We start from the raw sequence: 470 nt of genomic DNA, 5'->3' as shown, positions 1-470 counted from the left end.
AATTAGTACATTGGAAATTAGATAGGGGTGGTAGAGTGTTTACATATGATAAAGACGACGAAATGTATGTTGTAGAAATTGAAGGATTAACCTTTTGTTGCGAAGAAATTCAAAATGGATCAGAAGCGACTGTCAAAAAGTTAGTTGAGGCTTATCAAAATAGGTTTTCAAACATTGTTTCGTTTATGCTTCCAGAACTGGAAGAGTTTTATGGAAATCTAACGATAGACGAGGTAGTCAAGAATCTAGGAAAAGCAACAATCAATTTAGATAACAACCAAGTGACATATGCAGAACAGACCTTAGATAACACTCATATTTTCTGCTATGAATTTGACGATAATTTTAACGAGCTATATTATTTCAGCATAGATGGCTAACGGTCAATTTATTTACCTGTCTCTTATACACATCTAGATGTGTATAAGAGACAGGTGCTCAAATTTGCGGCAGTGGAGAATAGGTTTAGT

At 34.3% G+C, this 470-nt stretch carries 1 protein-coding gene; it reads left to right on the top strand.

All coding sequences use genetic code 11. From position 1 onward, the window contains the following. Positions 1–380, top strand: a 380-nt coding sequence (locus tag A5875_RS19135; RefSeq protein WP_217809361.1) for a hypothetical protein, incomplete at its 5' end; no start/stop codon positions are given. Between the last annotated feature and the right edge of the window lie 90 nt (positions 381–470).

The organism is Enterococcus sp. 3H8_DIV0648 (genome assembly GCF_002140655.1).
Taxonomy (GTDB): Bacteria; Bacillota; Bacilli; order Lactobacillales; family Enterococcaceae; genus Enterococcus_A; species Enterococcus_A hulanensis.
The sequence above is the reverse complement of the archived record's forward strand: the minus strand, read 5'-3'. Positions and strand labels throughout refer to the sequence as shown.